Origin of the sequence: Prevotella koreensis (genome assembly GCF_003977605.1) — a bacterium.
GTDB classification, from domain to species: domain Bacteria; phylum Bacteroidota; class Bacteroidia; order Bacteroidales; family Bacteroidaceae; genus Prevotella; species Prevotella koreensis.
In genome coordinates, this window is sequence record NZ_RYYU01000001.1 from 1096189 (window position 1) to 1115793 (window position 19605).

Here is a 19605-nt window from a genome sequence, read left to right on the forward strand (position 1 = left end):
TTACCGATTATGGTTTAGATCAAGCCTATCTCTTTCTCCACCACCTCGGGGAAATGCTTCATCTCCAGTTCGTGTATCTTTGCCTCTATATCGCTCACCTCATCGGCAGCAGTAAGCGACACCTTAAACTGTGCCACAATCTCACCACCGTCGCAAACATTGCTCACACGATGAATGGTGATGCCGGTCTCGGTCTCTCCCGCCGCTTTTACCGCTTCGTGAACGTGATGCCCATACATTCCTCTGCCGCCATACTTGGGCAGCAACGAGGGATGAATATTGAGTATCCTACCGTCATATTCGTTTATCAGATAGTCAGGAACCATGAGCAGAAAGCCGGCAAGTACGATATAGTCGATACCGTGTTTCTTAAGCAAAGGCAACACATTATCAGGCTTGGCGAAGTCGGCCTTGCCAATAACGGCACTCTCTACGCCAAGGTTTCCGGCACGCGTCAGCGCGAAAGCATCGGCACGATTACTGATGACAATTTCCACGCGAGCCGTTTCTGACGAAAGGAAATGGCGTATCAGGTTCTCGCAGTTGGTTCCGTTGCCGGAAACAAAGATTGCTATTTTTTTCATAGTAACAGTACTATTTATTGTTTTTCAGTCATCAAAGTCGAACTCGTCATCGATGTCTTCGAATCCGAACATTGCCGGTTCGACGAACGCATCCATAGCACGGCGATCCTTTTTTGTAGGTCGTCCCGTCCCTCTTGCGCGGTCAACAAATCCGCTGATACGACTCATTTCGAGTATTTCGTATTGCTTCGGGTCAGTCACATTCTCGTAAATCTCCGGCAGTAACTTTGCACCAACGCGTTGTTCAATGCACTTCAGCACCTTGAAAGAGTATGTGACAGGCGATTTCCTCACGCTGACCGTCTCGCCCGTCTTTATCATTCGCGATGGTTTCACTGTTGTCCCACCCATCATCACACGCCCGTTCTTACAAGCATCTGCCGCCACGGATCGTGTTTTGAATATGCGTGCAGCCCACAGCCATTTGTCGAGCCGAGCAGTATCTACCCCCGATTTCGTTCCGTTGCCGCCCTTACCTGCGTTAGTCTGACGATTGCCGCTATCCTTGCTCATTGTTTCTTGTCTGAAATATCCTTATCGTCCGTGACAGATTTCGGCTGCGGCTTACGTTTGTTGAACGTGTTCATGGTAATGTCCAAGCCCGCAAGCACGAAACTCTTTATCTCCTCCACCGCCACGTCTATCTGCGGACGAAGCGTTTGCATGTCTTCATCATCATACGTGCCGAGCACCCATTCCACCTGTCCTCCACGCGGAAAGTCATTGCCTATGCCCACTCTGAGGCGTGCATAGTCCTGTCCTATCAGTTGTTGAATGTGCCCAAGACCGTTATGACCACCGTTACTTCCGCTGCCTTTCAGCCTCAACGTGCCGAGTGGCAACGCAATCTCATCCACCACAACGAGTAGTCTCTTTTGGTCGATGTTCTCTTTGTTGAGCCAGTATCTTACGGCATTGCCGCTCAGATTCATAAACGTGGTGGGCTTCAGCAGTATCACTTTGCGTCCTTTCAGCGATGTCTCCGCCACATATCCGTAGCGTTTGTCGCTGAAAACGATATTGGACGCTTCAGCGAAAGCGTCCAATATCATGAATCCTGTGTTATGTCGGGTTCGGGAATATTCATCCCCCGGGTTACCCAACCCTACTATCAAATACTTATCCATCTGTCAATCCAAATCCCGCTTTCGCATTCCACGGATTCGGAATAAATGAATTATAAGTGGTTGTTAACGATTTGGCGCAATATGATTCGCGCTCATTCTTCTGACCAAGAGTGCCTTTACTTTTCGATAAAGACAAGCCGGTAATCAATTGCGAGCAACCACTCGTTATTTAAGACTTAATTATTCTGACTCGGGGTTTTCTTCTTCATCGGTGCTTGTTACGTTACTCTTACGTGTAGCCTTGATTGTGCAAACCACGACATCCTTGCTTGTCACCATTTCAAGATCCTCGAAACTGAGGTCACCAACCTTGATGCTCTTGCCGATTGTCATATTGGTAACGTCGATGTCGAGTGTTTCGGGGATGTCCTTGTATTTAGCACGAACGTTCACCTTGCGCACGATGAGGCTCATACGACCACCATCACGAACACCCTGTGCCAATCCGTTGAGTTTCACAGGCACGCCAATGGTAACCGGTTTCTCATCGTTGATTGCGAAGAAGTCCACGTGAAGCAGAGCGTCCGTAACCGGGTGGAACTGCAGTTCCTTCATTACTGCGAGGTGCTTCTCACCATCAATAAGGATATTCACAACATAGATGTGTGGTGTATATACCAACTTGCGAAGTTCAGACATGGGAACAGCGAAAGCCAATGCCTCCGGCAGACCGTTCTCACCTTTCTTCTCGCCGTAGATATTACAAGGTATAAGACCTTCTTTTCTCAACATTTTGGTAGCCTTCTTGCCAAGGTCGCTACGCTTCTGACCTGTTACATTAATCTCTTTCATAATGTGTTACTCTAAATTAAGTTTGTTAATAATACATGCTCTTAATTCGCCATCACACGAGAAAACCTCAAACGATGTGCTTAAAAAAGCGCTGCAAAGGTATCACATTTTCTCGAACTGACAAAGTTTTTCCGTTAAAAAGCATATAAAAACAGGGCTTTTCTTGCACGAAAAAACTTTTTTAACTACCTTTGCCAAAAATAATGATGCACCGAAGACTTTAATCCACATACGGAATAACAGATATGATAAATAGAGAACTCATAAGAATAAAAGTAGTCCAGTTAACCTACTCATACTATCAAAACGGCAACCGAAACATGGAGAATGCAGAGAAAGAGTTGCTATTCAGTCTCTCCAAAGCATACGACATGTATAACATGCTGCTCTCACTGATAGTATCGATAACAAAAGAAGCACGCAGACAGAACGAGATAGCGACCGCAAGGGCAAAGAGAGAGGGCGCGGAAGAGCCATCACAGAAGTTCTGCAACAACAAGTTTGAGATACAACTTGAGGACAACAAGATGCTGCAAGAGTTCGTGGAGAACAAGAAAACAACATGGGCAGACGATATTGAAACGGTAAGGAAACTACTGTCACAGATAGAACAGAGCATCATATATAAAGAATATATGGCCAACCCGGAGGAAGAAACGTATGAGGTTGACCGCGAGTTGTGGAGAAAAATCTACCGCACTCTCATCATGGATAACAGCGAACTCGATGCATTGTTCGAGGAAAAGAGCATCTATTGGAATGACGACAAGGACATTGTGGACTCTTTCGTACTGAAAACCATAAAGCGATTTGACCCGAAGAACGGCAAGAATCAAGAACTGTTGCCGGAATATAAGGACGCTGACGACAAGGATTTCGCAAGAAAACTGTTCCGCGCAACGATACTGAACGCCGACCAATACCAAAGGTACATGAGCGAGACATCACGCAACTGGGACTTCTCACGACTGGCATACATGGACGTGGTGATAATGCAAATCGCAATAGCCGAAATGGCAACGTTCCCAAACATACCAATAAGCGTGACAATAAACGAATACGTGGAACTCGCCAAGGCATACAGCACGCAACGCAGTTCCGGATATATCAACGGTATGCTTGATGCCATAGCACACTACCTTATAGAAACAGGCAAGGTGATGAAAGCGATAAGACCGGCCAAAGGGTATGCCGAACCTAACGATGAAGAGATGCCGGAAGAAACGGAAGAGAACGGCATGGAATAAACAAAAGAAACGAAATAACAATAAATAAAAAAAGAAAATGACAACAACAATGCTTTTAGAAGGTGCCCAGCAGGGACAGGGCGGCGGATGGACAATGATCATCATGCTGCTCGCGGTGTTCGCAATAATGTGGTTTTTCATGATAAGACCACAGCAAAAGCAGCAAAAGAAGATACGCGAATTTCAGAACTCGCTCGAAGAAGGCGCACGAGTGATAATAGGCGGTGGCATTCACGGAACGGTGAAGCGCATCGACAATAACGATAACGTGATAGAAGTGGAGATTGCCAAAGGTACTGTGATACGCGTAGATCGCGCACAGGTATATGCCGACACAGCATCGGCTGCTGCAACACCACAGAAGTAAGTCCTAACATAAAGCAATGGCAAAGGATCTCGAAGGAAAGAGTATGTTACTCAAAATCAGGGATTTCTTGTTCAACACAGCGAACAAGGATTTTCTGATTTTTTTGTTCTTCCTCGTGGCAAGCGGGGGATTCTGGCTGTTGCTTGCAATGAATGAGGACATCGATCGGGAAATTCTCGTGCCGATAAAACTGACAAACATTCCGAAGAATGTGGTTGTAACGACGAACGTCGAGGACACCTTGCACGTTAATGTGCGCGATAAGGGATTCTTCATTATGGGATATGTCTATGGCAACAAGATACAGCCGATAGAGATTGACTTCTCGAAATATGCCAACGAAAAGCACAGCAGCACAATCGGCAACGCCGACCTGCAGCGCATGATATATCAGACACTGTTCAACTCTACGAAGATAACGGGACTCAGACCCGACCGCTTCGATATCATTTACAACTACGGCCACAGCAAGAAAGTGCCCGTGAGAATGAGCGGAAGAGTCGATCCGGGAGAGAGTTACTACCTGTCAAAGGTAAAATTCTGGCCCGACAGCGTGCTCGTATATGCTTCAGACGAACTCATTGACAGCATAAAGGAGGCTTTCACCGAACCGATTTACCTGCAAAACTTCACCGATACCGTGACGCGCGACATAGCACTGAAACGCATACACGGAGTGAAATACATACCCGACCGCGTGAAGATAAAACTCTATCCCGACATAATGACCGAGCAAAGACTCGAAGTTCAGATCACGGCTATCAACATGCCGGCAGGCAAGGTGCTGCGAACGTTCCCACAAAGGGTCAAGGTGGTGTTTGTGACCGGAGCGAGCATGTATCGCTCAATACGCCCGGAGAGTTTCAAGGTGGTGGCCGACTATAACGACATCATGGCAAATCCGTCCGACAAATGCATGATAAGAGTAACTGCCGTTCCACACGGAGTAAAAAACGTAAGACCGGAAATTGACAAGGTGGACTATCTCATAGAGGAATTATGAAGACGGCAATAACGGGCGGAATAGGAAGCGGAAAGAGTCACGTGTGCCAACTCCTGAAACAACAAGGCATAGAGATATACGACTGCGACAGCGCGGCCAAACGGCTTATGCGAACCTCTGACACACTGAAAGAGCAACTGAAACGTCTCGTTGGCGATGAGGTATATATCGACGGAAATCTCAACAAGCCGATGCTTGCGCAGTTTCTGCTCGCCGGAGAGGAAAACAAGAGAGCCTTGAACGCCATCGTACACCCGGCCGTGGCACGCGACTTCGAAGCCTCCGGAATGGAATGGATGGAATGTGCGATACTCTTCGAGAGCGGTTTCGACCACCTCGTGGATCGCATAATATGCGTATCGGCTCCACGAGAATTGCGCATCGACAGAATAATGAAACGCGACGGGATAACACGCGACAAGGCAGAAGAGTGGATTGAATGCCAGATGAACCAAGAAGAGGTTGCGAAGCGCAGCCATATCATAATAAACAACGACGGCTCGCCACTCTCTCCGCAAATCGCAAAAATACCACTACATACTGCGAACAACAAATAACGTATAACCGAATAAACAATAATAAAATGCAACAGACAATCCTATCAATCGCCGGAAAGCCCGGCCTTTACAAATTAGTATCACGCGGACGCGCGAACCTGATAGTAGAAACGCTCGACGAAGCACACAAGCGCATGCCGGCATTCGCCACCGACAGAGTGACGAGTCTTGCTGACATTGCAATATATACCGATGCCGATGACGTGCCACTGATGACAATTCTTGCATCGCTGCGCGACAAAGAGCAGGGCAAGGAGGTTTCACTGAACTACAAGAAAGCGTCAAGCAAGGAACTGAGAGAATACTTTGCCGAGATACTTCCCGACTTCGACCGCGAGAGAGTTCACGACAGCGACATCAAGAAACTGCTGCAATGGTATAACATCCTCATCAAAAACGGCATAACAGATTTCGAATCGGAAATGCAACCTACAGAGGGTGACAATATCGACAACCGCGAAGAGAAGTAACAACAAGCCCCAACAACAACTCCATAGATGCTTGATGACAGAGCAAAACAGGCGAGATTGCAGAGCAAAATGGGCGAAATTGAAAAACAAAATGGGCGAATTTGGTAAGTAAATTCGCCCATTTTGTTTTTTATTTTTATATCAATTCGTCTCTATTATGCTTCAATCCACACTTACATAGTAGGAATAATACGTACGCATTAAAAGTTTGTTACCCTTCACTGCAAACACTCCGCATACTACATGTTCCGGTGCTCTGTCTAAGTACCATAGATTCAGCGTACCATTATGCTCCTCAGCCATGACAATGTCCATAGAAGGATATTCACCTTCCATGTCAACAGCCCAACCGGCATCGCCGTATTCATCAATCTCGGCCTCCTCCATTTCGCCCATAGCCACACCGTCGGGAGTTGTCACCACCTGCATTGCGAAAGCCTTATTGGTTTCGTTCTCGAACAGAATGGTATAGAAACAATACTTGCCTCCGTCTATCTCGCAGTTCAGTCTGGCACTCTTCACCTTTTTTCCTGTCTTCTGTTCGACGGTCATTCTCGCGGTTTCAGCAAACTTTTTCCCTGGTAAGCGATTTCCGTACCTGTCACATTTATTTTTATATTCATACAATTTGTGAGTCTTTAGAAAATTCTCGGTCAGCAGCATGCCGTGCCAGAAATCTTTATTTCTGTGCTTATCACTATTCGTGAAACGCAAATATTTCATTTTTTCGTTAATTCGATCGTCATTTCCAAATACAACAACATTGGAACTTCCTTTATCAAAATTACACGAAACATAACTCACCGCTATCTTCTTGTTATCACATAACACCGTAACATAGCGTTCCTTGTTCTTTTTCAGCATATTAAAGAAAGCCTCACTCACTTTTTCCTGACGCTTAAACTCTTCTGACATCTGTTCGTCAGATAAAGCCTCAAACTCTTCACTCGTGAATCGTGACTGTGCCTCATACCCCAATGGTACATACCAATCGGATGTAGTTTCTAATCCGAAAACATACAATGGCAGATCTTCAAAGTTCTCTGTTACTGCAACTTCATCCTTTGAGTCATCCTTAACATCCGTATTTGCCACGCTGTCAGTACCAAGCGTTTCGTTTATTTTCTTTTTCAGAGCACCAATACATGATGTCATAAACACCAGTGATAAAACTGCAAATATGGTCTTTCTCATAATCTCAATAAGTTTTTTTATGTTGAACATTTATTTATATTATTTCACAAAGATAATTATTTATGTTTAAAGACGAATATCACAAACAAGTTTTTAATATTGATTAACGATAGAATTTTTAATCGTAAGATTATTTACAAACATTTATTCATCATTTTCCCGTCAATTATATTAACTTTGCAGCCATTATGATGAATATTATATATATTGTTTTCGGCATATTGATGGTGCTTTGGGGAGCAGGAAAACTCACCGACGGAGCAACATCTATCGCCGCAAAAATGAAGATACCGCCAATGATTATCGGTCTGACAGTGGTGGCGATGGGCACATCGATGCCTGAATTTTTCGTCAGTTTCGTGTCTGCTCTGAAAGGTACGAGCGACCTTGCTGTGGGCAATGTCGTTGGCAGCAACATCTTCAATACGATGCTCATTGTAGGAACGACGGCATTGGTGACACCTATGGTCATCGCCAAATCTACCGTTAAGAAGGATATTCCTTTTGCCGTATTGGCTTCTGCAATGCTTTTGCCGATGGCCATTGATGGCAGCATATCACGCATTGACGCAGCAGTGTTATTTGCGGTATTCATCGCTTTCATGTTATATACAGTGCGATCTGCAAAGAAAGAAAAGGATAGCGGCAACGAGGACGAGGTAAAGGAGATGCCGGTGTGGCGTGCGGTGGCTTTCTTTGTGCTCGGTCTGGCATGCCTCATTGTGGGCAGTAACCTGTTTGTTGATGGTGCCACGGCAGTGGCTTCGTTGCTCGGAGTGAGCGAGGCTGTGATTGGTCTGACGGTAGTGGCAGGCGGCACATCGCTGCCCGAACTGGCTACGAGTGTAGTTGCGGCGCGCAAAGGACAATGTGCCATAGCAATGGGAAACGTCATTGGCAGCAACGTATTCAACATTCTCATGATTTTGGGTATCACGGGAATGATTCACCCGATGAGCATAATCGGCATTACACGGCTCGACTTCATTGTGATGCAACTCAGCATCATTCTACTATGGATATTCTCATTCACCAAATACACCGTTGCCCGCTGGGAAGGTGGTCTTCTTGTGGCACTATTCCTTGCTTACATGACATGGTTGGTGATGCACGCAGTTTGACAATTAACTTAGTTTCAAATCATAAATTTAAATTTTCATGAAAAGAATTGTTTTTTTAATAATGGTGGCTTTAGTTTCCACTTTTGCGATGGCACAGGCAGAAACCATACGTACAAACCCGGATTTTTGGAAAAGTAAATATACCAAAGCAATAAACCATATCAGCGAGATAAGCCAGAAATTCGCGAATGAAGAACTCGACAAAGAGCAGAAAGATTTACTCATAAAAGAGTATAACAAGGCGGAAGAGGAGTTGATTTCAATCGCAAAAGAGGTGGTAAAAAGTGGCGACGACCCGGAATTTATTGAGGAAGTTGTAATGCAGATTGGCGGAATGGTAGATTATGAAGACCTGCTCGTTCTGATGCCAAAGGATGCTCCTTACTTTAACAAACCCGACTTTAAGGGACTGCGCTTGCATATGGAGATGCTGGCAAAGCGTGCGCCGGGCGTTATTTACACCGACCTGAAGATGCAAGACATGAATGGCAAAGAGCGTTCGTTGTCAGAGTGGTGTGCAAAGGGCAATTACGTGCTCGTTGACTTCTGGGCAAGTTGGTGCCGCCCATGCCGCGAGGAGATGCCTAACGTGGTTGAAGCATACAAGCGTTACCACGACAAGGGCTTCGACGTGGTGGGAGTTTCTTATGATACCGATAAGGAAGCATGGAGAAAAGCAGTAAACGATCTCGGACTGTCATGGCATCACATCAGCGACTTTAAAGGCTGGGACTGTGCCGCAACATTTGTTTACGGCATAGAAGGCATACCGGCAAATATTCTCGTAGATCCAACCGGCAAAATCGTAGCGTCTGACCTGCGTGCCGAGGGACTATTGGAGAAACTCGCAGAAATATACAAGGATTAAATCGGAGAACACTTATTTCTCACACCAAGAATAAAAATGCAGCAAATAATATTCCATCGTTCTCTGTCGCACGACCTTGCCGCGGCAATCTCTGAATGTCGACATGACAGAATATTCATTCTCGCAGACGAAAAGACCGCACGTCACTGTATGCCACAGATTGAGCAATTCGACTGTCTCAATGGGGCAGAAACCATTGTGATAGGACAGGGCGAGGAGAACAAGAGCATCGCGACGCTGACCGAAATATGGCAACATCTGAGCCGGAACGGAGCGACACGACACTCGCTGCTGATAAATCTTGGCGGGGGAATGGTTACCGACATTGGTGGATTTGCCGCCGCAACATTCAAGCGGGGCATTGATTTCATAAACATACCGACAACATTGCTCGCGATGGTGGATGCTGCCGTGGGCGGAAAAACGGGGATAAATCTTAACGGACTGAAAAACGAAGTGGGCGCGTTCAGCGATGCCCGCTTCGTTATTATAGACACTACTTTCCTTAAAACACTCGACAATGAGAATCTGAAATCGGGTTATGCCGAAATGCTGAAGCATGGACTGATAGGGAGAATGGAGCAATGGGTTGAACTTATCAACTATGACCTCGCACGTCCGGACTTGGTGATGCTGCAACAAATGGTGAGTGAGTCGCTAGAAGTGAAGCGTAGTATAGTGGCGGAAGACCCTCACGAGCATGGCATACGCAAGGCTCTAAACCTCGGACACACCGTGGGACATGCGTTCGAGTCGTTCGCAATGACAACAGGAAGGCCAATTCTTCACGGATATGCCGTGGCATACGGCTTGATATGCGAACTTTATCTAAGTGCTATAAAAGCGGGTTTTCCAACGGATATTCTGCGCCAAACGGTTAGTTTCATTCGCGAAAACTATGGGCAGATGCCGATAACATGCAACGACTACCCTGCCCTTGTGTCATTAATGCGACACGACAAAAAGAACACGACAGGAACCATAAACTTCACACTGCTTGCCGACATCGGTGACATACGCATCGACCAAACAGCAAGCGAGGAGGAGATACGCGAAGCATTGGATTTCTATAGTGAAGGATAATAACATCAAATAGGGAAGCACAACAAGACAATCACGACCCGTTAGCGTTAGAAAAAAGAAAAATGATGTGCCGAAAATGACACACCATTTTATTTTTATCTCCGACAAACAGAAATCAGTCTGTCCAAGCCCTATATTTAAAGAGTGAACTCTTCACAGGTGATTCTTCTTCGTCGTCGTCTTCCTCAACATCCATATCAATATGTTTTGCCAATGCGCCACCTTCGTTTCCATCAATGGCACCATGATTATTTCCGCTGAAAACTATAACCCCTTCCATCAAATCGGAAGACTCCACCACCCCTGTTTCGGGCATGATATATGTTTTCTTATCCATTTTGTTTTCGCTTTATTCTATTATTTAAAAACAACTTTCTTACCATTCTTGATATAGATTCCTTTCTGTGGAGTCTTTGAACGCACACCTTGGAGGTTGTAAAAAGCACCGTTTTCATCATAATTATCAACTGCTACGCCGTCAATGCCGTTCACTGTTTCATCAAAACCTACGAAGCCCGGCTTTGCCCCACCTACTGTTCCACCGATTTTGAGATAACCTTTTCCTACCTGCAACGTGTTCTTGAGCATATAGAATCCGATTCCGTTAGAGCCTTTTCCGAGAACATAGACATCGGTTGAGGTCTGTCCTTCGGTCATTCCTACCACTGTCAAGTCGGTGCAAGCCTTCATCTTGTTGTCTGTCAGTGGCTCAACGCCGGTGGTACGTGTCAGTGTTACGGTGCCGTTGCCTTTCAATAATACGGCAGCACCTTTGGGAACAGCATTCACCTCTTCTGCAACTATCCGCTCTTCGGTGGCCTCTTTTATCTGATATGCCTTTACACCATTCGTATTGGCGAAGTCAATATCATCAGTCGCCACCCATGTAAGATAGCCGGTTTCGCCGAACGTAAGATTAACAAGATGACTATCAGAAGGTTTGTTTATTTTAAGTTCATATTCAGCACTATATATTGTATGCGGTATTTTTGCCGTGATTTTCACCGTACCGGGAGCAAGAATATCAATGATATTGTTGTCGTGAAACCTTACTTTAGTTTCATCACTGCTGGTATATACAAGTTCGTCGGAAGAGCCTTCAATGCTTGCCTGCTGCAGATTATAGTTATCGCCATAGGTTATTTCATCGTTAGTCCTGTCGAAAGAAACCGTTATGTCGTTTACCTTTCGATAAATCTGAATAAGTGGGAAATCACTACTTTCCCAATAAGCAGAAAACAAAGAATTCTTATCATTGTATTTAATAATCCTGCGACTTCCTATAAACTTCACTGTTACACCATTATTATCTGAAGATATTGATGCCTTGGAATAGTCATCAACCTTATTTGTTGTTAGCAAGGAATTAGCATTACCTGTTACAGTGCAGAGATAACCATCTTTGGTGTTGAATGTCCATTCGCCGGCTTTTCCTCCGAGCAATATCTGAGTTACATTTTCTTTATCATCATCCTGCACCTCAACGAAAGACTTATCATTCTCTTTCGAATACACTACTATTGTTCTACCGAAGTTATTCGTTTTTTTTACTCCCATTGCCACCGGAAGTTTTTTACCTTGATAAACGAATATCAACTTGTCACCGGCCTGCAGAGTCCCTACATCCGTAACAATTTCGTAACTCCCCTTAGATATTAGGTTCTCCTCAACAGTAAGAGTATAGGACGCAGATGCAGAGAGATAGGCATCTGTTTCTGCTGTTGTAGCAGTAACGGTAGTTGTGCCGACATTCAATGCTTTAATGAAACCGGTATTCATTATTTCGGCAATACCGTCTCCTACTATTGAATAAGTTACAGCACCATCTCCGGAATTAATTAATTTGGGGCCTTCATTCTCATCGCCTTTAAGCATAAAGAAGTTATCGGGATCGAATTTCAGATCAGGAGTACCTTTACTTACAATAAGTTTATACGATGCAGAGCCTTCCGCGTATGTTGCGGTTTGCAAAGTCTTAACGGTGATTGTTGTCTCACCTGCTTTATGCAATGTTATTTCTCCAGACTTATCAATAGATGCGACATCCATACTACTACTCTCATAGTTTCTTCCACCATCACTCTTTGTTGTCAATGTCTGTAATGTATAAGACTGGCCGACTGTAGCATTCTCCACTGCGTTGGCAAAACTATTCTCCGGGTTTTCAGTCCCTTGTGGCACTTCAGTAGAGTATGTCACAACAATAGATTTCACGTATAATGCTTTCTTTGCAGGTTCTTGTTTTAATTCTACTACGATTTCTCCGGTTGAATTTCCGGTAAAGGTATATGGTTTGTTGTTTGCTGTTAATGATTCTTCACCTCCAAACGGCATACCACTTACGGTAACATTAAGTTTTGCAGTGGTATTTTTAGCACCTGATGCATTAACTACAACCTGCGTTATTGTGCCACTAATACCCGAAGTGTTTAGTCGCAAATAAGATACCGCTTTTTTTGATGTTCCATAATGAATACCTTTAGCAGGCTCAAATGTGGATTCCGATCCATCAGATGTAATCGTCCATTTCACACCATCATCGGCTGTACCACTACCATTACATTTACCATTAAATGTCAAAGTGCTCGTCTTTTCTTCTGCATAGCCCCCTACGGAAAATAACACCATTAGCGAAAGAAGGAGCGTTTTAAACCTCAAGTTGTTTTTCATAATTTATATTTTATTTAATCAATTGCTTTTCTAATGCAAAATTAAGCATTTACTTTGTATTGGCCAAATTATAAGAAAAGAAAGGATTTATAATATACGGATTATCAATACCGGATATCAGTTTAGTTCTTCAAAAGCACACCTATATCGAAAATTATGTTAAAGAAGATACAAAAACAGAACAACTCACTATTTTTAATTATATCTTTGCAAACACAATTGGACAATAAAAACAAATATCAGACTATGGGATTTTTAGATTTTCTTAATGGCAATAAGTCGAAGACCATCACATTCTCGACACTGCCGAAAAACATTGACGAACTAAAAGCCATGCCACAGGCCGGGCTTACAGACGAATTTGAAGTTGCAGCACTCGTAGTTGCTGCACTATGCCGATACGAAGAGAGCATCGAGGACTCGCTTGAAATGCTGAACTATCTTATGGGACCGACACCGATGACCAACATTGAGGTGCAGTTTCTACGCGACAGACTCGGTGGAAAGACATACAAGCCACGCTCTTTCTTTGCAGGTGCAACACCGAACAATGGTTATATACCATCGGTTCCTTACACTATAAAAGTGTCAACCAACCCATACTCTTACGTTGATACATCGGCAAAAATATTTCTATATTCGGGCGGTGCAGACAGCCCTCGCCCGGTATGTTTGCGCAAGAAACCAAGCACAGGACAATGGTTCGTGACCCAGTTCAGTTTCCTCTCAGACATCAGAGTCCCGGTTTCAGAAGATCCGTGGGCATAAATAGGAATTAAAGCCTCCTTATAACTTAAGAAGATTACTTTCCAAACCTAAAACACATTGGTATGAAAAGTAATCTTCTTAAGTTATAAGGAGTTTTTTTATAATAATGTTACCGAATACAAATAGACTAAAGCCGCAGGCAAAGCCATTAGCGATGAGTCGAAGCGATCGAGCATTCCGCCATGTCCCGGCAGTATGCTGCCACTATCCTTGATGCCGACAGTACGCTTGAAAAGACTCTCTACGAGGTCGCCCAAAGTTCCGAACACCACAACAACGAGTCCTAAACCGAGCCATACCGGAAGCGTAAGAACACTTCCCGCATCATTACCACCGGTGAAATACCACACCACGGCAGCAGTAATCAGCACAAAAATGCCTCCGCCGATGCTACCCTCCCAACTCTTGGCGGGCGAAACACGGGGGAACAACTTATGCTTACCGAAAAGAGAACCACAACAATATGCACCTGTATCGCTCACCCAAAGGAAAATGAAAACGCTCAACGGCAACATCGTACTGAATGCAATAGTACCGTCACCCTGCTGCATGAAAGCAAGAGCATTTATCGTTGAGAACGGCAGGGCGATATACATCTGTGAAAGCATGGTGTAAGCCCAGTTGTTTATAGGGTTTTCGGCACATGTATATAATTCGCTTATGAAAAGATATACCACGGTGAGCAGGTACGGCACGAACACCGCACTTGTCGGCACGAAGCCACTGACATATCCCGCCATTGCCAAGAAAAGATACACACCGCCTACCGTACTGATAAAGCGATTCACACTTACGGCCTTTAACGTATTGACAATCCCGGTAAACTCCCATACCGTAAGTCCCGTGACAATGGCAAAAAGGAATACCATTGTAATAGGACTCAGAAAGCAAGTTACCACTGCCGTGACGAAAAACACGCCTGTAATGGCTCTAACTATCAGATTTTTCATTATCGTTATTGTCTTCTTTTATTTCTGCTACAGATGTTTCCTGCACCGATTCAACTGATTCTTTTGCCTCCTCTTGCATAATCTCTGAAGAGCGACTTGCCCATGGTCGTTTACCAAAAATTTCCTCAACGTCCTCTGCAAAAATAACTTCGCGGTCTATCAGGAGTTGCGCCAACCTATTGTGTCCATCCTTATGCTCTGTCAATATCTGTTTCGCACGCTCGTATTGACCTGCTATCAGTTTCATCACTTCATCGTCAATCACCTGCGCTGTGGTATCGGAATAAGGCTTTTGGAAATTATACTCCTGATTGTTGTAATAGCAAACATTCGGTATCTTGTCGCTCATTCCGGCGTATGCTATCATTGAGTAAGATGTCTTTGTTACGCGTTCGAGGTCGTTCATCGCCCCCGTAGAAATCTGTCCGATGAACAAATCCTCGGCTGCACGCCCTCCAAGCAATGCACATATCTCGTCAAGCATCTGCTCCTTGGTCGTTATCTGTCGCTCTTCGGGCATATACCATGCCGCACCGAGAGCACGGCCACGTGGCACAATAGTCACCTTGACCAACGGATTGGCATGCTCACAGAACCATGATATGGTGGCATGGCCTGCCTCATGTATTGCTATTGAGCGTTTCTCATGCGCCGTAAGTACCTTCGTCTTCTTCTCCAGTCCACCGATGATACGGTCAACGGCATCAAGGAAATCCTGTTTCTCCACGGCTTGTTTATCATGACGCGCGGCTATCAAGGCTGCCTCATTACAAACGTTGGCTATGTCTGCTCCGGAGAATCCCGGTGTCTGACGTGCCAACTGGTCAATATCAAGACTGCGGTCTATCTTGATAGGCCTCAAGTGTACCATGAAAATCGCCTTGCGTTCATTGAGATCCGGCAGGTCAACATTTATCTGACGGTCGAATCTTCCGGCACGCAACAAAGCAGAGTCGAGCATATCGACACGGTTTGTTGCAGCAAGAATTATCACTCCGCTGTTTGTTCCGAAACCGTCCATCTCGGTCAACAAGGCATTAAGTGTGTTCTCACGCTCATCGTTTCCGCCCATAGATGGATTCTTGGAGCGTGCCCTTCCCACTGCATCAATCTCGTCAATGAAGATTATACAGGGTGACTTTTCCTTTGCCTGACGGAACAAATCGCGAACACGACTGGCACCGACACCCACGAACATCTCTACGAAATCAGAACCCGACATCGAGAAGAACGGCACTCCTGCCTCGCCGGCAACAGCCTTTGCGAGCAGTGTTTTACCCGTTCCCGGAGGTCCTACGAGCAATGCTCCCTTAGGAATTTTACCTCCGAGGTCGGTATATTTTCTTGGATTCTTCAGAAATTCGACAATCTCCTGAACCTCTTGCTTTGCTCCTTCCTGTCCCGCCACGTCTTTGAACGTAACGTTTATCTCGCCTCCCTTTTCATACATCTTGGCCTTGCTCTTGCCCACCGAGAACACTCCCGAAGAGCCTGCACCGCCTCCCATACGCTTCATTATCAATATCCATATAACGATGAGTATGATGAAAGGAGAGAAATTAATAAGGATATTCAGCAAACCGTTGTCCTTACGGTTCTGATAGTCAAGTTGTCCCTTGAACTTCCCTTGTTCTTTCGCAGCACTGATAAACTCTTCCACCTTGTCAACACTGCCATATTCCACTTCAAGATAAGGATTTTTCCCCACCTTGTCGAGACCTGTCTTGAATATACGTCTCACGTATTCCGGCTTCACGAACATCTTCAAGACATTGTCGCTTTTGTTCACTTCCACCTTCTGTGCATATCCGCTATCCACATAAGCCTTGAACTCATCATACGTAGCGGTCTTATTCATACCCCCACCTATGCTGTCACCTCCCGAAAAATAGAATGCCACGAGAGCCAGCAATATCATTATATAAATCCAACTCATGTTGAACTTCGGCATCTTCGGACGGTTATTGTTGTTTTGTTCCATTTCTCTATCAGACGATTGTCCTTATTGTTTTTAACTTAGAATTTCATATTTTTTCAAACTTCTCTCCTTATTTTTCGCTCCCGATATTAATCAATATTTGGAATAACGTCCACTTTGGCATCCTCCCACAGTCGCTCTATGTTGTAATACTCACGAGTCTCAGGCAGGAAAATATGCACCATCACGTCCACATAGTCCATCGCAATCCACTGAGCCTGCTGCTCTCCCACAACGCGTATGGGCTTCTCGCCGGCCTTATCGCGTGCCATATCCTCCACCGAGTCCATGATTGCCGACACCTGAGTGGGCGAATTTCCGGTACATATCACAAAATAGTTACAGATTGCTCCCTCTATTCCCTGCATATCTACAATAACGATTTCTTGCCCTTTCTTCTCTTGAATACCTTGGGTAATAACTTCTACAAGTTGTTTTACTGTTGTCATTTAAGTAATTAATGATTTGATTTTTTATGCGCTTATTTCGTGCGCAAAATGTTATGCAAAGGTACATCTTATAATCGTAAAACCACTAATATCGATTATTAATTTGATATTTTTTAGAAAAAAGTAAAGAAAAACCTTTGTATTTTAAAAATTATATGTACCTTTGCACCCGCAATTCGGGTGTAGTTTGTGGGAGAACAAGCGGAAACACCGTCATCCATTGCTTTAAATGATTGGGGTATGGTGTAATGGTAACACTACAGATTCTGGTCCTGTCATTCTTGGTTCGAGTCCGAGTACCCCAACAACGAGAGGTTATGTCGCTATAGGCATAACCTCTTTTTTTACATATATACAAGTAAAAAATCCCCGCAACCTGTTACGATTGCGGGGATTTATATATTATGTTGCACTGCGACTTATTATTGTTCGCTGTTCTCTTCGTCGATAGTCTTTATCTTCTGGCGCACCAGTTCGCATTCATCTTTCAGTTTCTGCACCTTACGGTTCATCTCATCAATCAGCGAATTACCTTTCTTCGAAGCAACATTTAGGAAGCCGAGGTTGTTCTCGTAGGTCTGAATTTCTTGTTTCAAGCCTTCGTAACGACGCATCAGTCGTGAACGTTCGCTATCGAGCGAACCCTCCCCGCGTTCTGCCATACTTTTCACCGAACTGCGGAAATTGTCGAGACGGCGACGGTTGGCACTGATGTTAAGTTCATTATAGATACGGTCGAGAACCTCACGATATTCCTTATAGATTTTATCTTTCTCCTTGAAAGGCACATGTCCGATGCCGTTATACTCATCAGTAAGTTGGTGTACCTTATCCTTTACATCCTCACCTGCCTCTTCGAGTATGGTCTTCAATTGTGCTATTATGCCGCGCTTCTTCTCCAAATTCTCTTTCTCAGCCTTTCTTGTGCCCGATGTTGCTTCGTTACGAGCCTCAAAGAACTTATTGCAAGCAGCGAGGAAATCATTCCACAGTTGGTCTCCGAGTTTTTTAGACACCATTCCTATGGTCTTCCATTCTTTCTGCAAAGCAATCAGTTTGTCGCCCGTCGCTTTCCAGTCAGTACTGTCCTGAAGTGCCTGCGCCTGCTCAACGAGTGCACGTTTCTTCTCTGCATTCTCGCTGAAACGCTGCTTCAAGTCCTTGAAATATTCTGATTTCTTGCCAAAGAAGTCATCACATGCCTTGCGGAAACGTTCAAAAATCTTAACGTTCATCTTCTGGGGAGCAAAGCCTATGGTCTTCCACTCTTTCTGGATTTCCATTATCTCCTTCGTATTCTTGTCCCAATCGGCCGCACCCTTGTTCTCTCTCTGCACAATCTCCTCAACCCTTTCACAGAGGGCAGTCTTGCGAACGAGATTATCTTGTTCCTTTGCACGCACGTTATCGTAGTGCTGTTGGTGTTTCTTGTTGATTACGGTAGATGCCGCCTTGAAGCGTGCCCACACCTCATCACGCAATTCTCTTGCCACCGGACCCGTCTCGCGATACTCCTGATGCAGATTCTGCAGTTGGTGGAACGCACTTATAATGTCTTCCTCTTCGGCGAGTTTTTCTGCCGCTTCACACAGTTTTGTCTTTTTTTCGAGGTTCTTCTTGAAGTCGTATTCGCGTGCTTCACTGTTCAGTTTCAGCAAATCATAGAATTGCTCAACGTAGAGTTGATAACTGCGCCACAGTTCGTTGGCCTTGTCAGCCGGCACGAGTTTTATCTCTTTCCATTCCTGCTGCAACTGCTTGAACTGTTGGTATGACTTGTTGGCTTCCTCCGGCGATGTCGCCATTGTTCTCACCTTTTCAATTATCTCTTGTTTTTTCTTCAGGTTTTCCTGTTTCTCTTCTTCTTGTTGTTGGAAAATCTTTGCACGTCGTTCCTTGATGAGAATCATCTCGCTCTTGAATGCTTCTTCCTCATCATCAGGCATAACATGGTATTTCTCAGGATCGCCTCCGGCATCGAGATACTCCTTCAGTGCAGCCTCACGCTCTGCCTTATGAAATTTGTAGAATGAAGATTTCAGCGCATCGACCTCTTCTTTGTTCGGCGCGCCTTCTCCATGAGCAATTTCCTGCAACCTTTCTATTATTTCCTTTTTAGTTTCATAGACCTTTGAGGGTTGCTCCTCTTGCTTTACTTCCTCTGCCTGAGCACCTGCAGTATCTGCCATCGGCTCACTATTCACTACTTCAGCCGTATTCTCGACTGCCATTTCTTCCATTTGTGCCTTATCCAAGGTATTCTCCTGAGAGTCCATCATGTAACTGTCTTTATAGTTGATGATTCGAGATTTTCTCCCCAACATAGAGGATTATAACTACATTCAACGTGCGAAATTACGTCTTTTATTTTAAATAA

General features: G+C 44.7%; 20 protein-coding genes and 1 tRNA gene. 10 read left to right on the forward strand and 11 right to left on the reverse strand.

What is annotated here, in order from left to right; genetic code table 11:
* Nucleotides 1-14: 14 nt before the first annotated feature.
* From purN to EHV08_RS04795, 4 genes are all read right to left on the reverse strand, one after another.
* Nucleotides 15-584: a phosphoribosylglycinamide formyltransferase gene (gene purN, locus EHV08_RS04780; protein ID WP_126678313.1), complete on the reverse strand. Its 570-nt coding sequence runs from the start codon at nt 582-584 to the stop codon at nt 15-17.
* 24 nt (nt 585-608) lie between these two features.
* Complete coding sequence (locus EHV08_RS04785; protein WP_126678314.1) at nt 609-1097, reverse strand: RNA-binding S4 domain-containing protein; 489 nt, start codon at nt 1095-1097, stop codon at nt 609-611.
* Nucleotides 1094-1711, reverse strand: a complete 618-nt coding sequence (gene pth / locus EHV08_RS04790; RefSeq protein WP_126678315.1) for an aminoacyl-tRNA hydrolase — start codon at nt 1709-1711, stop codon at nt 1094-1096. Before pth ends, EHV08_RS04785 begins: the two co-directional genes overlap by 4 nt.
* Nucleotides 1712-1891: 180 nt before the next feature.
* Complete coding sequence (locus EHV08_RS04795; RefSeq protein ID WP_126678316.1) at nt 1892-2503, reverse strand: 50S ribosomal protein L25/general stress protein Ctc; 612 nt, start codon at nt 2501-2503, stop codon at nt 1892-1894.
* A gap of 245 nt (nt 2504-2748) precedes the next feature.
* Between EHV08_RS04795 and nusB the strand changes: the two genes are divergently transcribed.
* The 5 genes from nusB to EHV08_RS11420 are packed head-to-tail and all read left to right on the forward strand — an operon-like array spanning nt 2749 to nt 6147.
* Nucleotides 2749-3750, forward strand: coding sequence for a transcription antitermination factor NusB (gene nusB / locus EHV08_RS04800; RefSeq protein ID WP_126678317.1), 1002 nt, complete (start codon nt 2749-2751; stop codon nt 3748-3750).
* 37 nt (nt 3751-3787) lie between these two features.
* On the forward strand, nt 3788-4117 hold the full coding sequence (yajC, locus tag EHV08_RS04805) for a preprotein translocase subunit YajC (RefSeq protein ID WP_126678318.1): 330 nt from the start codon (nt 3788-3790) through the stop codon (nt 4115-4117).
* A 16-nt stretch (nt 4118-4133) separates the two neighbouring features.
* Nucleotides 4134-5120: a CdaR family protein gene (locus EHV08_RS04810; protein ID WP_238988010.1), complete on the forward strand. Its 987-nt coding sequence runs from the start codon at nt 4134-4136 to the stop codon at nt 5118-5120.
* Nucleotides 5117-5677 carry a dephospho-CoA kinase gene (gene coaE, locus EHV08_RS11415; protein WP_158676047.1) on the forward strand — a complete coding sequence of 187 codons (561 nt, stop codon included), beginning with the start codon at nt 5117-5119 and terminating at the stop codon, nt 5675-5677. Before EHV08_RS04810 ends, coaE begins: the two co-directional genes overlap by 4 nt.
* 26 nt (nt 5678-5703) lie before the next feature.
* A complete protein-coding gene (locus tag EHV08_RS11420) occupies nt 5704-6147 on the forward strand; it encodes a DUF5606 family protein (protein WP_158676048.1) in 444 nt (147 codons plus the stop codon).
* Nucleotides 6148-6309: 162 nt separating this feature from the next.
* Here the strand turns inward: EHV08_RS11420 and EHV08_RS04820 are convergent, their stop codons facing one another.
* Nucleotides 6310-7341, reverse strand: a complete 1032-nt coding sequence (locus EHV08_RS04820; protein ID WP_126678319.1) for a hypothetical protein — start codon at nt 7339-7341, stop codon at nt 6310-6312.
* 185 nt (nt 7342-7526) lie between these two features.
* Here EHV08_RS04820 and EHV08_RS04825 point away from each other — a divergent pair, with 185 nt between their 5' ends.
* From EHV08_RS04825 to aroB, 3 genes are all read left to right on the forward strand, one after another.
* Nucleotides 7527-8462: a calcium/sodium antiporter gene (locus tag EHV08_RS04825; RefSeq protein ID WP_126678320.1), complete on the forward strand. Its 936-nt coding sequence runs from the start codon at nt 7527-7529 to the stop codon at nt 8460-8462.
* An 88-nt stretch (nt 8463-8550) separates the two neighbouring features.
* Nucleotides 8551-9330, forward strand: a complete 780-nt coding sequence (locus tag EHV08_RS04830) for a TlpA family protein disulfide reductase (protein WP_238988011.1) — start codon at nt 8551-8553, stop codon at nt 9328-9330.
* A 36-nt stretch (nt 9331-9366) separates the two neighbouring features.
* On the forward strand, nt 9367-10413 hold the full coding sequence (aroB, locus tag EHV08_RS04835) for a 3-dehydroquinate synthase (protein WP_126678322.1): 1047 nt from the start codon (nt 9367-9369) through the stop codon (nt 10411-10413).
* Nucleotides 10414-10528: 115 nt separating this feature from the next.
* Here aroB and EHV08_RS04840 read toward each other — a convergent pair whose 3' ends face one another.
* Both EHV08_RS04840 and EHV08_RS04845 read right to left on the reverse strand, forming a co-directional pair.
* Nucleotides 10529-10750: a hypothetical protein gene (locus EHV08_RS04840; RefSeq protein WP_126678323.1), complete on the reverse strand. Its 222-nt coding sequence runs from the start codon at nt 10748-10750 to the stop codon at nt 10529-10531.
* Between the two features lie 20 nt (nt 10751-10770).
* Nucleotides 10771-13083, reverse strand: a complete 2313-nt coding sequence (locus tag EHV08_RS04845; RefSeq protein WP_126678324.1) for a hypothetical protein — start codon at nt 13081-13083, stop codon at nt 10771-10773.
* Between the two features lie 246 nt (nt 13084-13329).
* Between EHV08_RS04845 and EHV08_RS04850 the strand changes: the two genes are divergently transcribed.
* Nucleotides 13330-13851, forward strand: a complete 522-nt coding sequence (locus EHV08_RS04850; protein ID WP_126678325.1) for a DUF6935 domain-containing protein — start codon at nt 13330-13332, stop codon at nt 13849-13851.
* A 98-nt stretch (nt 13852-13949) separates the two neighbouring features.
* Here the strand turns inward: EHV08_RS04850 and EHV08_RS04855 are convergent, their stop codons facing one another.
* From EHV08_RS04855 to rsfS, 3 genes are all read right to left on the reverse strand, one after another.
* The gene (locus tag EHV08_RS04855; RefSeq protein ID WP_126678326.1) at nt 13950-14801 is read right to left on the reverse strand and encodes a phosphatidate cytidylyltransferase; all 852 of its coding nucleotides are present in this window, start codon (nt 14799-14801) and stop codon (nt 13950-13952) included.
* Nucleotides 14782-16782, reverse strand: a complete 2001-nt coding sequence (ftsH, locus tag EHV08_RS04860) for an ATP-dependent zinc metalloprotease FtsH (RefSeq protein WP_126678327.1) — start codon at nt 16780-16782, stop codon at nt 14782-14784. Before ftsH ends, EHV08_RS04855 begins: the two co-directional genes overlap by 20 nt.
* Nucleotides 16783-16868: 86 nt before the next feature.
* Nucleotides 16869-17228, reverse strand: a complete 360-nt coding sequence (rsfS, locus tag EHV08_RS04865; protein WP_126678328.1) for a ribosome silencing factor — start codon at nt 17226-17228, stop codon at nt 16869-16871.
* Nucleotides 17229-17462: 234 nt separating this feature from the next.
* On the opposite strand from rsfS, the gene EHV08_RS04870 reads away from it, so the two are divergent.
* A tRNA-Gln gene (locus tag EHV08_RS04870) sits at nt 17463-17533 on the forward strand.
* Between the two features lie 117 nt (nt 17534-17650).
* Here the strand turns inward: EHV08_RS04870 and EHV08_RS04875 are convergent.
* Nucleotides 17651-19507, reverse strand: a complete 1857-nt coding sequence (locus EHV08_RS04875; protein WP_126679418.1) for a DUF349 domain-containing protein — start codon at nt 19505-19507, stop codon at nt 17651-17653.
* Nucleotides 19508-19605 lie beyond the last annotated feature (98 nt).